Annotated in this window: 12 protein-coding genes; 9 read left to right on the forward strand and 3 right to left on the reverse strand. The window is 58.8% G+C overall.

Annotation, left to right across the window (positions count from 1 at the left end):
* Window positions 1–65: 65 nt before the first annotated feature.
* On the reverse strand, window positions 66–977 hold the full coding sequence (locus ALQ04_RS14790) for an AraC family transcriptional regulator (RefSeq protein WP_122316494.1): 912 nt from the start codon (window positions 975–977) through the stop codon (window positions 66–68).
* Window positions 978–1,080: 103 nt separating this feature from the next.
* Between ALQ04_RS14790 and ALQ04_RS14795 the strand changes: the two genes are divergently transcribed.
* Genes ALQ04_RS14795 through ALQ04_RS14815 form a run of 5 tightly spaced genes read left to right on the forward strand, consistent with a single transcriptional unit; the run spans window position 1,081 to window position 5,502 of the window.
* Window positions 1,081–1,641, forward strand: a complete 561-nt coding sequence (locus ALQ04_RS14795; protein WP_122316495.1) for a carboxymuconolactone decarboxylase family protein — start codon at window positions 1,081–1,083, stop codon at window positions 1,639–1,641.
* Between the two features lie 22 nt (window positions 1,642–1,663).
* The gene (locus ALQ04_RS14800; RefSeq protein WP_122316496.1) at window positions 1,664–2,734 is read left to right on the forward strand and encodes an acyl-CoA dehydrogenase family protein; all 1,071 of its coding nucleotides are present in this window, start codon (window positions 1,664–1,666) and stop codon (window positions 2,732–2,734) included.
* Window positions 2,731–3,576 carry an ABC transporter ATP-binding protein gene (locus ALQ04_RS14805; RefSeq protein WP_122316497.1) on the forward strand — a complete coding sequence of 282 codons (846 nt, stop codon included), beginning with the start codon at window positions 2,731–2,733 and terminating at the stop codon, window positions 3,574–3,576. Before ALQ04_RS14800 ends, ALQ04_RS14805 begins: the two co-directional genes overlap by 4 nt.
* Complete coding sequence (locus ALQ04_RS14810; RefSeq protein WP_122316498.1) at window positions 3,542–4,741, forward strand: ABC transporter substrate-binding protein; 1,200 nt, start codon at window positions 3,542–3,544, stop codon at window positions 4,739–4,741. The genes ALQ04_RS14805 and ALQ04_RS14810 overlap by 35 nt, the downstream gene beginning before the upstream one ends.
* A complete protein-coding gene (locus ALQ04_RS14815; protein ID WP_122316499.1) occupies window positions 4,738–5,502 on the forward strand; it encodes an ABC transporter permease in 765 nt (254 codons plus the stop codon). Before ALQ04_RS14810 ends, ALQ04_RS14815 begins: the two co-directional genes overlap by 4 nt.
* 12 nt (window positions 5,503–5,514) lie before the next feature.
* Here ALQ04_RS14815 and ALQ04_RS14820 read toward each other — a convergent pair whose 3' ends face one another.
* Window positions 5,515–6,699 (reverse strand): sensor histidine kinase, encoded by a 1,185-nt coding sequence (locus tag ALQ04_RS14820; RefSeq protein ID WP_409077260.1) that lies wholly within the window; start codon window positions 6,697–6,699, stop codon window positions 5,515–5,517.
* Window positions 6,700–6,704: 5 nt separating this feature from the next.
* Window positions 6,705–7,394 carry a response regulator gene (locus ALQ04_RS14825; protein ID WP_122316501.1) on the reverse strand — a complete coding sequence of 230 codons (690 nt, stop codon included), beginning with the start codon at window positions 7,392–7,394 and terminating at the stop codon, window positions 6,705–6,707.
* A gap of 97 nt (window positions 7,395–7,491) precedes the next feature.
* On the opposite strand from ALQ04_RS14825, the gene ALQ04_RS14830 reads away from it, so the two are divergent.
* From ALQ04_RS14830 to ALQ04_RS14845, 4 genes are all read left to right on the forward strand, one after another.
* A complete protein-coding gene (locus ALQ04_RS14830; RefSeq protein WP_122316502.1) occupies window positions 7,492–9,000 on the forward strand; it encodes an efflux transporter outer membrane subunit in 1,509 nt (502 codons plus the stop codon).
* Window positions 8,997–9,833, forward strand: coding sequence for a MipA/OmpV family protein (locus ALQ04_RS14835; protein ID WP_122316503.1), 837 nt, complete (start codon window positions 8,997–8,999; stop codon window positions 9,831–9,833). The genes ALQ04_RS14830 and ALQ04_RS14835 overlap by 4 nt, the downstream gene beginning before the upstream one ends.
* 92 nt (window positions 9,834–9,925) lie before the next feature.
* The gene (locus ALQ04_RS14840) at window positions 9,926–10,984 is read left to right on the forward strand and encodes an efflux RND transporter periplasmic adaptor subunit (protein WP_259645016.1); all 1,059 of its coding nucleotides are present in this window, start codon (window positions 9,926–9,928) and stop codon (window positions 10,982–10,984) included.
* A gap of 3 nt (window positions 10,985–10,987) precedes the next feature.
* Window positions 10,988–14,056, forward strand: a complete 3,069-nt coding sequence (locus ALQ04_RS14845; protein WP_122316505.1) for an efflux RND transporter permease subunit — start codon at window positions 10,988–10,990, stop codon at window positions 14,054–14,056.
* Window positions 14,057–14,189: the final 133 nt, after the last annotated feature.

Below are 14,189 nucleotides of genomic sequence, written 5' to 3' on the forward strand. Positions count from 1 at the left end.
AAAAAACCTGCTTACGGAATTAAAAAGAATAAGCACTGCCTGCCTGTAGCACACCAATTTGCTTCTCAACCTGCCTCATGCTGCCTGCGATAAGCCCCCGGCTGGACCCCGATCGCTTTATTGAACGCCCGGGTAAACGCCGCCGTCGATTGATACCCCACCGCAGTCGCCACCTGCTCAACTGTCTTGTTCGCCTTGAGAAAGTGGCAGGCGTGGCGCATGCGCAAGGCGAGCAGTACCTGACCTGGCGACTGGCCGGCCAGTTCATTGAACCGCTTGAAAAAGGCCGAGCGTGAAAGGCCGGTGCAGGCGGCCATGCTTTCCAGCCCCCAGGGCTGTTCGGGATGTTCGATCATTTTTGTCAGCAGCCCTGCAAAAGCCGGGTTTCTGGCCAGGGCAACCATGCCGCCGAGTGCCGGGTTGTCGGCAACGTGCTGGCGCAGCACATACAGAAACAGCAGGTGGCTGAGGCGTTCGAGGATTGATGACGACGGTGCTGGCAGTCGTTGGCACTCCAGCAGGATCAACTGGAACAGGCTGCGGGCGGCATCGGATGAAGGTTCGTCGGCGCGCAGTATCAGCCAGTCGGGCAGGGCTTCAATCAGCAGCGAGGACAGGCCTGACTGAAAATGGAAAAAGCCGCAGACCAGTCCGACGCCATCGGTTGCACTAATGTCCAGGGCCTGCATCTCGATGCGAGGCTGGCTACATGCGTTTTCGGGTTGCGCCTCGTTCGACAGTCGATAGTTCAGGTCGCGCAACAGGAATACGGCATCACCTGTATCGAGCCGTTTCGGGTGCTGATCCCCTTCGATATGCAGCCAGCAATTACCCTGGACCACCAGATGAAAACTGGCTCGCGCCATGCCGTGAGTACTGGCATGCCAGCCGCCGCAATAGCGGCCCACATGGAACAGATTGGCATCCAGTTCCAGGCTTTCTAATAACCAATCGATAACAGGACTTGATGAAATCATCTAAGGGAAACACTCAGGAGCAAGTAATTGCGACTTTAGAATATGGATTGGAATTCTTATAACCAACAGACTTGGCCCCGTCTTGTACCAAGGAGCCCACTCCATGTCTCGTGTCACTGTTCATTCTGTGCAAAGCGCCCCCGAAGCGGCCAAGGTCTTTCTGGAAAAGGCTCAGGCGACCTCCGGGTTCATTCCCAATCTGCTAGGCGTGCTGGCCAATGCACCGGCGGCACTGGAAACCTACCTCACGGTTTCGGCACTCAACGCCAAGGCTGAGCTAAGTCTGGCTGAAAGGGAAGTCGTACAACTGATTGCCGCCACGACCCACGAATGCAGTTTTTGCGTGGCAGGTCATACCGCAGTGGCTCTCAACAAGGCTCGATTGCCCAGGGATGTGGTGGATGCCCTGCGTGAGCGCAGCGAACTGCCTGAGGAAAAGCTCGAAGCGCTGGCGGACTTTACCCGCGCCGTTATCGCGACCCGAGGAAATGTCAGCGATAGCGTCCATGAAGCATTCCTGGCCGCCGGTTACAACCAGGGGCATGCGCTGGAAGTGATTCTGGGCGTCAGCCTGGCGACCTTGTGCAACTTTGCCAATGTCTTTGCCAGAACACCGCTCAATCCTGAACTGGCCCAGTACCAATGGCAGGGGCCTGAACATTAATACGCTACAGGGGAGAAACACCATGCTCGACTCCGAATCAAGTAGATGGCTGGACACGCATGCCAATGCGCTTGACCTTGGTAGCCAGGATCCTGAGCAGGTGCTTGTGCAATTGGCGACTGGAGAGGTATTGGGTGTCGGGATCGACACGGCTCAAGGTGGCCATGGTGGTGATCTGAGCGATGCAGTGGAAGCCGTTGCCGAGGTTGCCGGGCACTCATTGGCCGCAGCCTTCGTGCTGTGGGGGCAGCGGGCCTTTATCGAATACTTGCTGCATAGCCCCAACCTGGCATTGCGTCAGCGCTTGTTACCGGACTTGCTGAGTGGTCGACTGGCCGGTGCGACCGGGCTTTCCAACGCGATGAAGTTTCTTTCCGGCATCGAGTCGCTGCAGGTCAGCGCTCGTCTGCAGGGTGAAGACTGGCAACTGAACGGTCGCCTGCACTGGGTTACCAACCTGCGCAAAAGCGGTTTCGTCGTGGCGGCAGCCATCGAACATGAGCCGGGTGGCAAGCCCTTTATCCTGGCAATTCCGCAATCGGTCAGCGGTTTGCAGCGCACGGATGATCTGCAATTGATGGGGCTGCAATCGACCAACACGGCGGCTCTGGATTTCAAGAATGTGCACTTGAGCAACGACTGGTTGCTGCATGACGATGCCCGGCAATTTCTGCCAGCCGTGCGGCCGGCATTTCTGGGGTTGCAATGCGGGATGTCGATTGGCCTGGCTCGACGGGCCCTCAAGGAAGTCGACAGTCATTTGCAAGGCTCACGCTCTGTGCTGCGCGGCGAGCTGAACGAATACCGGTTCCTGCTGGAAAACGCCGTCAGTGACCTCAAGCGTGGCCTGCTCGAGGGACGCTTCCTGACCCAGCCGGCTGCCCTGTTTCGCTTGCGCATTGCCCTGGCCGAGTCCGCCGCCAATGCAGTGCAACTGGAACTTCAGGCCAGCGGTGGCAAGGCTTTTCTTTGCGAGTACGGCAGTGCATTTGCACGGCGTTGGCGCGAATCGGCCTTTTTGCCGATTGTCACACCCAGCCTGGTGCAACTGCGTGCCGAGTTGCGGCGTCAGGCCGAGGAAAGCGCAGCATGAGTCAGCTTCTGTTGCAGGCCTCGGCCATCGTCCTGGGATACGAGCGGGACAATGGCTGGCAAAACGTACTGGAAAATTTCGACCTGCAACTGGGCAAAGGCGAAATCGTGTCAATCCTTGGCCCGAGCGGGGTTGGTAAGTCGAGTCTGCTGCGAGTGCTGGCTGGCTTGCAGGTGCCTCGCGAAGGCACGGTCAGTCTTCTTGATGAACCGCTGCATGGCCCTCATCCACGAGTCGCCGTGGCTTTTCAGGACCCGAGTCTGTTGCCGTGGCTGAGCCTGGAGAAGAACGTCGCATTTGGCCTGGACTTTGCGCGTCAGCCGCACCTTACAAAGAGCGAGCGCCAGGCCCGGATAGATCAGGCCATCACCGAAGTCGGTCTGCAGCATGCCCGCAACTATTTCCCGGAGCAGCTTTCCGGCGGCATGGCTCAACGTACGGCGCTGGCACGCTGCCTGGCGCGGCAACCGCAGGTATTGCTGCTGGACGAGCCATTCGGCGCGCTGGATGAAATCACCCGCAGCGACATGCAACAGTTGTTACTCAAGGTGATCGCGCTGCACGGCACCGCAGCGTTACTGATTACCCACGATATAGATGAAGCGCTGCTGCTCTCCGACCGAATCCTGCTACTGGGCAACACCCCGGCGCGGATTCTTGGCGAGTGGCGTATCGACCTGCCTCAGCCGCGTGCCGAGCTGGTCGATGAACTGGGCGCACTGCGTATCGATATTCTTAAAACCCTTCGGCGGGCGAGCCGCAATTTGCAACATCACCCTCAATCGCTCGATTCGCCGGAGAATGGCCATGTGCCTGGACGATTTCAATCACACACGTCGTGACTTCCTTAAACTCAGCGCCATGCTGACGGCTGCCGGTGCCTTGCCATTACTCAACAGCCTGGAGGCGAGGGCGGCTGCCGAACCGGATGCACCCGTGCGTATCGGTTATCTGCCGATTACCGACGCGACGCCACTGCTGGTGGCGCACAACAATGGCCTGTTCGAGGCGCAAGGCATCAAGGCTGAACGCCCCGTGCTGCTGCGCAGTTGGGCGCAGGTCATCGAAGCCTTCATTTCCGGACAGGTCAACGTTATCCATCTGCTATCACCGATGACCGTCTGGGCGCGTTACGGCAGTAAAGTACCGGCCAAGGTCGTTGCATGGAATCATGTCGGCGGCTCGGGCCTGACCGTGGCGCCGCAGATCAGCGAGGTCCGGCAACTGGGCGGGCAGACGGTGGCTATTCCGTTCTGGTACTCGGTGCACAACGTGGTAGTGCAGAAGCTGTTGCGTGATAACGGCCTGGTGCCGGTGAGCAAGGCGGCCACGGCTCCGCTGGCCGCCAACGAAGTGAACCTGATCGTGCTGCCGCCCTCCGATATGCCGCCAGCCCTGGCGAGCAAGCGCATTGCCGGTTACATCGTCGCCGAACCTTTCAATGCCCTGGCCGAAGACCTCAAGGTCGGGCGCATCCAGCGTTTTACCGGCGACCTGTGGCGCAATCACGCCTGCTGCGTGGTGTTCATGCACGAGCACGACCTGAACAATCGACCCGACTGGTCGCAAAAAGTGGTCAACGCCATCGTTCAGGCCCAGGCATGGACCCGGGACAACCGTGCCGAAGCGGCGAAGCTGCTGTCCAGGGACGGCGCGAACCGCTACACGCCCCATGCGCAATCGGTGCTGGACCGGGTGCTTGCGCCACAGGTCAGCGAGCGGCAGGGCTATCTGGCCAGCGGTGCCATCCAGCACACTCAATGGGACGAGCAGCGCATCGACTTCCAGCCGTACCCGTTCCCCAGTTACACCGAAGAACTGGTGCGGCGCCTTAAGGACACCCTGATCGAAGGCGATAAGGGCTTTCTTGCCAGCCTCGACCCCAAATATGCCGCACAGGACCTGGTGGACGACCGCTTTGTGCGCAACAGCATTGGCGCCATTGGCGGTCTGAAAGCCTTCGGGCTAGCGGATAACTTCGAGCGTACCGAGGAGTTCGGCTTTTGAGCGAAGTAAAAGGTTCGACCACCGGGCATGCGCTTCTGGGCGTGTCCGGTCTGCTATGCCTGCTTGCATTCTGGTGGCTGGGTGTCAGTGCCTTTGCTGAAACGGGCGGTCTTGCAGAGCGCTTTTCGCCGGAATCGACCTTTGCCAGCCTGTGGGAACTGCTCGGGCGGGCAGAGCTTTACGAGCACGTAGGGGTAAGCCTCAAGCGGATTTTCGTCGGCCTGCTGCTGGCGCTGCTGATCGGTGTTCCGCTGGGTTTGCTGATCGGCAGCTCCCGGTCCCTGGAAGCTGCCACCAACCCGGCCTTTCAACTGCTGCGCATGATTTCGCCGCTGTCGTGGATGCCGGTGGTGGTCATGTTGATGGGCGTGGGCGACCAGCCGATCTACTTCCTGCTGACCTTCGCCGCAGTCTGGCCGATCCTGCTCAATACCGTGGCCGGCGTACGCCAGCTCGACCCGCGCTGGCTGCAACTGAGCCGCAGCCTCAGCGCCACCCGCTGGGAAACCCTGCGCAGGATCATCATTCCGGGCATCCTCGGTCACGTACTGACCGGCACCCGATTGTCCATCGGTATCCTGTGGATCGTGCTGGTGCCCTGCGAAATGCTGGGTGTCAGCGCCGGGCTGGGTTACTTCATCCTCGATACCCGTGACCGACTGGCGTACTCGGAGCTGATGGCCATGGTGCTGCTGATCGGTGTGCTGGGGTTCATGCTGGATGCGGCGGCGCGAGGGTTGCATCGGCGCTGGGCGCATTGAACGGCAGAATTTTCATCCCTGAGCGTTTGGAAGCGCTGCCGTTATGAGCGAACCACCCCCATCCCGGTTTTCAGCGTCGATGCTTGCGCCATGTTCCTTGCAGATGGCGCGGGCTATGGACAGACCCAGGCCGCTGCCACCGCTATAGCGCGCCCTTGAGCGTTCGGCTCGCCAGAATCGGTTGAATACCAGGTCCAGATCTTTTTTCTCAAAGCCCGGGCCGCGATCTGCAAATGCCAGCGACACCTGGTCTTTGTCTGCCCGGGCGTAAATATGCAGCTCCCCGCCTTGCGCGGCATAGCGCACTACATTGTCTATCAGGATATTGACCACCTGACCCATACGGTCCCGGTCGGCTTCGATGTACAGGTCTGGCGCAATATCGACCGTGGGCTGGATACCGGCGTTTTCGAGCGGGTCGCTGAACCAGGTCAGACGTTCATCGATCAGTTTTCCCAGCGCGAAGCGGGTCTTGTCGAGTTGCAGTTGGCCGGCACGGGCCAGAGACAGCAGGTGAAGGTCATCCACCAGCTTGCTCAATTGATCCAGTTGTCTTTTCACCATATTCAGTTGTTCTGTATCGCAGGGAAAGACACCGTCGATCATGCCTTGCACACGGCCCATGGACGCATTCAGCGGTGTTCTCAGCTCATGGGCGATGACGGCACTGGATTCGTGGACCTCCTGTTCGTATCGATGCAACTGCGCTGTCATGCTGTTGAAGTCGCTGACCAGCGTTTGCAGTTCCTCAGGGCCTTTGTGGGTAACGGGAAGCCGGGTATTGAAATCGCCCTGGGCAACCAGGCGCGCTACCTTTGCAATGGCCGAAAACTGGCTGGACAGTGGGTGTGAGAAAAGCAGGCCGCAGAGAAGAATGACAGGCAGGGCAGCGACAACGAGAACTGCCAGCAGGATCCAGTCCTTGTTGCTGATGCCGGCGACGAGATCCTCGATGTCATAGTACTGGGCGGATATCTCCCAGAGGCGTGCTTCGTTGAGGCGCGGATCACTGCGCAGTTGCTCGAGCTCAATCCGAGTCTCGACCGGCATGCGCTGCAGGGTCTGCCATTCCAGGAACAGGAAGTGCGCCCACATGCTGAGAGCGATCAGCACAATCGCGGCCATGGCCAGAAGGCTCATGCGTATGCCGACCCAGCGCCATAACGGGTTGGGGTGTTTCTTTGAAAGATCGGCCACAGGGTTCACCGGAATCGATAGCCAACGGAACGTACGGTAACCAGAACGCCTTCGATGCCATGGGTTTCCAGCTTGCGCCGCAGGTTGTGGACATGAGCATCCACGACTCTGGCCAGGGCATCGCTGTCCGGCAGGCATATTTCCAGCAGTTCGTCGCGGGTGAAGGCCTTGGCCGGGGTTTTCAGCAGGGTGGACAGGATCTTGAACTCGGTAGGTGTCAGATCGAGCAGCACCGGCTCGTCGATATCCGTTTCGATTCTTGCAGTGACGGCGTCGAGATCCACCAACAGGTTCTTATGGCGCAGATGCCGTTCGGCGAGCCCGGATCCTCCCGAGCGGCGCAGCACCGCATGTACCCTGGCCACGACTTCCTTGGGGTTATAGGGCTTGACAACATAATCATCGGCGCCATAACGCAAGGCACCGAGTTTTTCCGGTTCATCGCCCATGGCCGTGACCATGATGACCGGCGTGTCGCTGCAACGCCTGACGGCTGAAAGCACTTCGGTGCCGCTCACCTTTGGAAGCATCACGTCCAGCAGAATCAGGTCCGGCTTGCACTGGCGATGTAGTTCGATCCCGCGTTGTCCATCTTCGGCCAGTGTCACTGCAAAGCCATCCCGGCGCAGGTAAGCCTCCAGAATACTGGCGCTGTCAGCATCGTCTTCGACCACCAGAATACGTTTTTCCGACACAGGGATGCCTCTTGATGAAATCTTGATATTTCACGAACGGTTTATTGATAGACGGCACATAGGATCGCTCCAGATTTCATTACCGCGAACAGATCCTATGCCGCCAAACATACCGCTGTCCAAATCTAAAAGATCGAATCTGATCTGCTGGTCGGTGCTGTCGCTGGCCCTGAGTATCAACGGTTGCTCGCTGGCTCCCGATTACCGCAGACCTTCCTTGCCCGTGCCGGTGGCACAGGGAGTGAGTGTGCAAGTAGCGCTTCATCCGATGGCGACCGAGCTGCTGCTTTCGGTTGATGAAAGCCGTCTGTTGACAGAGCTGGAGCCCAATGGTGAGTTGCTGCGATTTGTGCAACAGGGGCTCGGGTTCAATCGGGACTTCCAGTTGGCGTCGCTACGGGTCAAGGAGGCGCAGGCCCTGGCGGGGATTGCACAGGCAGACCGGTTGCCGACCTTGGCCGCCAGCGTCGAGCACGACAAGCAACACTTCGATAATGCGGTCCTCAACGAACGCTATGGACAAAATCTTAAATACGCATCGATAGGTATTTCGGATTTTGAACTGGACTTCTTTGGTCGTGTACGCAGCCTTTCCGAGGCTGCACGTCATGACTATCTGGCAACCACCTATGGTCAGCAGGCTGCACGAAGCGCGCTGATCGTCGAGGTTGCCAGGCTCTATCTGGCGGAGCGTCTGGCGGCTGCCCGACAAGGTGATATCCGACGTATCGATGAAGCGCAGCAGACACTGCTGGGTATGGCAGAAAAGCAACAGGCGGCTGGCGCCATCTCTTTCGACGATGTTGCCCAGGAGCACGTGCGGGCGCAAGACACCCATCTTCAGTTGCAGGAAGCGATTACCGACCACTCGCGTGCCACCCAGGCACTGATGTTGGTGACTGGTTATGTCACACAGGTTGCACCCGAGTCTGAATCTTCCGACCTGCAAGTGCTTGCTGACCGTGTGGATGCACCCGAGACGCCCGCGTGGCTGGCGGACATGCCTTCACAACGCTTGTTACAGCGCTTTGATGTGCGTCAGAGCGAAGAGCATTTGCAAGCGGCCAACGCCAATATCGGTGCAGCGCGTGCGGCCTTTTTCCCGTCTGTGCGGCTCAGTACGGGGGCCGGCCTGGCCAGCGATGGCTTGCGTTCACTGTTTGATGCCGGCTCCGGTACCTGGCTGTTCAGTCCTCAGATTTCACTGCCGCTGTTCGATGCTGGACGCAACCGCGCCAATCTCGATCTGGCGCAGGTGCGCAAGGACATTGCCGTCGCTCAGTACGAGCAGACCATTCAGGCCGCCTTTCGCGAAGTTGCCGATGTGCTGGCACAGCGGCAACTGGTGCTTGAGCGCCTGCGCAGTCAACAGATCCTCATCGCCCTTGCCACTAGCAAGGCCCAGCGTATTTCCAAAGCGCTGGATGTCGGCGGGGCCAGTCGTCTTTCACTGCTCTCTTCAAGGATTCTGATCGCCCGGACGGATATGGCCTGGCGTCAGGTTCGCCATGACCTGCTGCTGAACCGCCTGGATATCTATCGCGTGCTCAATGGCACTGACGCCGCTCCCGCACAAACCACACCTCAAACCGGAGCTTCATCATGAATAACCGATACGCCACTTTCGATTCCCGTGTGTTCCTGAAGGCTTTATTGACGTGTGCGACTCTTGTCGCCAGCTGTGCCGGAAGTGTCCAGGCGGCTGACGACACGTCGGGCAACAGTCTTCTGGGCAAGAAGACCGATATCAGTATGGGACTGGGTGCCGCTGTCACTGCGCGTTACATGGGGTCTGACCATTACCGCAGTACATTGCTGCCGGTGCTGAGTATTCAGCGCGGTATTTTGTTTGCCGACAGCCTTCGGGGGCTGGGCCTGCAATGGCAATCGGCGTCAGGTTTCAGTGCCAGTGCGGCGCTCAACTACGACATGGGTCGCAGCACTAAAAACAACGGCAGTCGCTACGGTTCCACCGACCTCAAAGGCATGGGAACGGTAGAAGGGGCAACGGTTGCGGATATCAATGTGAGCCAGCAATTGTTGCCATGGCTTTCCCTCAATGGCGAAGCCGAGCTGCGAACCGGCGGTGAAGACCGCGGCAATCGCTACCGCCTGGGTGTCGAGGGCATCGTATTCCACAGCAATGACGACACCATCGCTCTGGACATCGATGCCCATGCAGGCGATGGGCGTTACAACCAGACCTACTTCGGTGTCACCCAGGCGCAGAGCCGCACTTCACGTTTCAGCAGCTTCCAGGCCGACAGCGGGATCTACTCGTATTCTGCCGCGCTCAACTGGCAACACACCTTCGATGCGCATTGGTCAGCGCTGACTTCAGTCGGTGTCACTCATTACACCGATCAGGTGCGTAATAGCCCGCTGGTGCAGACCCACGCCGAGGCCACTGGCCTGGCCACAATCAATTACAGTTTTTGACTGAAGGGCAGGTATCGAGCATGCGCTGGCATTTCAATACAAAGGGAATCTTGACCAGGAGGTTTTTCACCGGCCTTTGTGTGGTCTGTCTTGTGGCCCTGCAACTCGCCGGGTGTTCCGGGCAAGAGGCTGCTGTGCCGCCTGTGGTTCGTGCAGTCAAGGTCGAAACTGTCAGCGCCGGGCGAGGGGACGGGATGCGCATGGCGGGTGTGGTTCGCCAGCAGCAGCGCGCCGCGCTGGCTTTTGAGTCTTCAGGCAGGTTGATGTCGCTGGGTGTTGATGTGGGGGGCCACGTGCAGACGGGGCAGGTGTTGGCGAAACTGGATGACGAACCTGCACGATTGCGTCTGAAACAGGCCCAGGCCAGTGTCGCCACCAGTCTTGCGCAAGCGCTGGAGCGCAAACGCAATTATCAGCGCCAGCAGAGCCTTTTCGCCTCAGGCAGCGTTGCACAAAGTGTTGTCGAACAGGCCGAAACGGCCTGGCAGGATGCGAGTGCCCAGCAGCGCCGGGCCTCAGCCGACCTTGCCCTGGCCCAGCGTGAGGTCGAGCGTGTCAGGCTGATTGCCCCCTTTGCCGGTCGGGTCGTGGCGCGGCCGGTCGAGCCGTACAGCGAGGCGGCATCAGGGCAGGTGGTGCTTGAGATCGAGTCCGACGATAGCCGTCAGATCGTAGCCGCCGTGCCTGTGGCCCAGGCACTGAAGATGACGCCAGGTGAGCGTGCTGCCGCGTGGATGGTTTCGCAACCGACAGTCGCGCTTGATCTGGTGCTGGAAAGCCTTTCCCAGCGCGCCGACAACGGTCTGACACAGACCGCTATCTTCCGTGTCGAGGATGCAGGTGAGCCGCTTCCCAGTGGTGTATCGGTGCTGGTGCAACTCAGTCCCGAGTCTTCCCGTGCAATGACCATTGCGATGCAGGCTCTGGTGGTGGGCGACGAATACTCCAAAGCCCAGGTATTTGTCTATCAGCCCGGACAAGGCAAGGTGTCGGCCCGCAATGTTTCGCTCAAGGGCGTCTGGCAAGGTCGGGCGGTGATCGACAGCGGGCTTGTCGAAGGCGAGCAGATTGTTGTCAGCGGCGTCGCCTTTCTGACCGATGGCCAGGCTGTCAGCCTGTTTCAGCCTTCCACACGCCTTACCCAGAACTAGACCATGAACCTTACACGCCATGCCCTCGGCTTCAGCCGATTGACGCTATTCGCTGCTTTTCTGGTGCTCGCCGCCGGAGTCTTCACTTTTCTTGGCTTTCCCTCTCAGGAGGAGCCTTCCGTGACTATCCGTGATGCGCTGGTCAGTGTTTCCTTCCCCGGTCTGCCTGCCGAGCGGGTCGAGGAATTACTGGTCAAGCCGACGGAAGACAAATTGCGCGAACTGCCAGAGATAAAGAATCTGGTCACAACGGTACGGCCGGGAAGCGCGGTCATTCAGATAACTGCCTACGACGAAGTCTCGAATCTGGGCGTGCTCTGGCAGCGTGTCAGGGCCAAGGCTGCCGAGGCCGGTGCGGGCTTTCCGAAAGGCGCGTCGGGGCCATTTGTCGATGATGATTTCGGGCGCGTTGCCGTGGCTTCCATTGCCGTAACCGCCGAGGGCTACAGCATGAGTGAAATGCGTGGACCCTTGACCCGGTTGCGCAACCAGCTCTATGCCTTGCCGGGAGTGGAGCAGATTTCGCTGTACGGTATGCAGCAGGAACGTTTTTACCTGGATATTGATCGTTCGCGGCTCGCTGCCGCAGGCATGTCGGCCCGGCAGATCCTGCAGCAGTTGCAAGACCAGAACATGATTGTCACGGCAGGCAGCCCCGTGGTGGGCGGCCAGAGCACGACCATGACCGTCAGCGGTGAAGTGCTGGGACAATCCCAGTTACAGACGCTGCCGATACGGCTTACTGACGGAAAAATCATCGAACTCGGCACGCTGGCAAAGGTTTCGGTAGCACTCGACAAACAACCGGATACAGCGGCGATTTATCAGGGACAGGATGCTGTGGTATTGGCCGTTTCGATGAAGCCAGGGCTCAATATCGAGGCGTTCGGGGCACAGCTGCGCTCGCGTCTGGAGCAACTCGAAACGCAATTGCCCATGGGGTTCGAGTTGCATGTCGTGACGTTTCAGTCGGATGTGGTTCATCACGAAATGTCGAAAATGAATCATGTGATGATGGAGACCGTGGTGATTGTCATGGTCGTCGTCATGCTGTTTCTGGGTTGGCGAACCGGTCTGGTGGTGGGTGCCATCGTGCCGTTGACGATCCTTGGAACATTGATCGTGATGCGCGCACTGGGCGTCGAGCTGCAGACCGTCTCCATTGCCGCGATCATTCTGGCTCTGGGGCTGCTGGTGGATAACGGCATAGTCATTGCCGAAGATATCGAACGTCGGCTGGAAGCCGGGGAAGCGCGTCGAGAGGCCTGCGAGGATGCGGGGCGAACCTTGATGATTCCTTTGCTGACGTCATCGCTGGTGATCGTTCTGGCCTTTTCACCGTTCTTCCTGGGCCAGACCAGCACCAACGAATACCTGAGGTCACTGGCTATCGTGCTGGCCATTGCCTTGCTGGGCTCCTGGCTGCTGAGTGTGACCGTAACGCCGTTGCTGTGTTTCTACTTTGCCAAGGCGCCGCAGCCAGATGAGCGCCACAATGAGGAGCAGGCTTACGATTCGGCTTTCTATCGTGGCTATCGCAGGATCATCAAAGGGTTGCTCAGGCATCCGCTGAAGTTTCTGGGTTGCATGCTGGTGATGCTGATCTGTGCCGTGATCGTGCTGATTCAGGTGCCTTACGATTTCCTGCCCAAATCCGATCGCCTGCAATTCCAGATACCCGTCACCCTGGAACCTGGTACTGCATCTGGCATGACGCAGCAGACCGTGCGCGATATCAGCCAATGGTTGAGTGCCGATCGTGATGTGGTGAGCAGCATTGGTTATGTTGCTGATGGCGGACCGCGTATCGTCCTGGGCCTCAATCCACCTCTGGCAGCCCCGGATACGGCCTACTTTACGGTGAGCATCAAAGAGGGAGCCGATCTCGATGCGGTGATCGAACGTACCCGTCGCTATCTGTTGAGCCAGCATCCGCAAGTGCAGGCGCAACCCAAGCGGTTTTCTCTGGGAACCACCGAGGCAGGTATTGCCATTTACAGAGTGATCGGTCTGGACGAATCCGTACTGCGGGATATTGCTTCGCGTATCGAAAAAGCCATGCTGGCGTTGCCCGGAACCCTGGATGTACAAAACGACTGGCGGCTGCGGCTGATGCGTTACAACATCGTGGTCGATCAGAATGCTGCCCGGCGCGCAGGCGTCGGCAGTGAAGAGATTGCTCAGGCCCTGCAACTGCGCAATGGAGGATTGCAGGTTTCCTCGATGCAGGATGGTGAAGCGAACGTGCCGATTCTGGTTCGGGAGCCGGCAACAGCCATAGCGCCAGGCGATGATATTGCCAGTACGCTGATTTATCCCTCGAACGGAGGCGATGCGCTGCCTCTTTCAGCCATTGCCGCGATTGAGCCTGCCGTAGAGGCGTCGGTCATTCAGAGACGCAATCTGGAGCGGGCGATAACCGTCACAGGCCACAACCCCTTGATGACCGCCAGCTCCATCGTGGAAAAACTGGCTCCGGAAGTGGCTGCGATCAACCTGCCCAGTGGCTATCGCATCGAAATGGGTGGAGAGATCGAGGACTCTGCCGCTGCTAACCAGGCGCTGCTGCAGTATTTGCCTCATGCGCTGATCGCGATGCTGTTGCTGTTCATCTGGCAGTTCAACTCGTTCCGCAAACTGCTGATCGTGGTCAGCAGTGTTCCTTTCGTCCTGATCGGCGTATCGCTTGCTCTGCTGATTACTGGCTATCCCTTCGGCTTCATGGCCACCTTTGGCCTGCTGTCGCTGGCTGGCATCATCGTCAATAACGCGGTCTTGCTGTTGGAGCGGATCGAGGCTGAATCGGCTGCCGGTCTGGCGCTGAAGGAAGCAGTGGTAAACGCTGCGGTCATGCGCCTTCGCCCCATCGTAATGACCAAGCTAACCTGCATCATCGGCCTGATTCCACTGATGCTGTTTGCCGGCCCGCTCTGGAAAGGTATGGCGATCACCATCATGGGTGGGCTAGCGTTAGGCACCCTGATCACCCTGGGTTTGATTCCGGTGCTCTACTGGTTGCTGTTCGGGCGTTTGCCGGGGTATTGCGCGGCAAGAGCCAATGCAGAAGGGTGAGGGTGCTTTTTATGCGAAAAGAAATTAAGACCTGTCAGCAAGCCGTCGCGGCCAAGGCCCCTCCCACATTTTGAAGTGAATCTATTGGAGGGAGCTTGCCCGCGACGCCAGCAAGCTGAGCTGGTCTAATGAC

The sequence above is a fragment of the Pseudomonas cichorii genome, assembly GCF_003700275.1.
GTDB classification, from domain to species: Bacteria; Pseudomonadota; Gammaproteobacteria; order Pseudomonadales; family Pseudomonadaceae; genus Aquipseudomonas; species Aquipseudomonas cichorii_B.